We start from the raw sequence: 221 nt of genomic DNA, 5'->3' as shown, positions 1-221 counted from the left end.
GCGGGGTGCTGTTCCGGCCGCCGGAGGGGGTGCAGCAGGTCACTGGGCCCCCATGACTCGGCGGTGCAGTCCGCCGTCGTACTCGGGTGATCCGGTGTCCTGGGGGTCCAGGTCGATGCGGACGGTGTGGATGGTTCCGGTGAACTCGTTGTCGAGGGCGGGGTAGTCGTCGCTCACGGGTGTGCTCAGGTCCACGCCGATGTCGAGGGTCTCGTCGAAGG

General features: G+C 68.8%; 1 protein-coding gene. It reads right to left on the bottom strand.

Going from position 1 to position 221, the window contains the following annotated elements:
• Positions 1–39: 39 nt before the first annotated feature.
• A partial coding sequence (locus AOK24_RS49865; RefSeq protein WP_206191297.1) for a hypothetical protein occupies positions 40–221 on the bottom strand: 182 nt, incomplete at its 5' end.

Source organism: Streptomyces niveiscabiei (genome assembly GCF_001419795.1).
Taxonomy (GTDB): domain Bacteria; phylum Actinomycetota; class Actinomycetes; order Streptomycetales; family Streptomycetaceae; genus Streptomyces; species Streptomyces niveiscabiei.
Note: the sequence above shows the minus strand (reverse complement) of the source record. Positions and strands in the feature narration are given on the sequence as shown.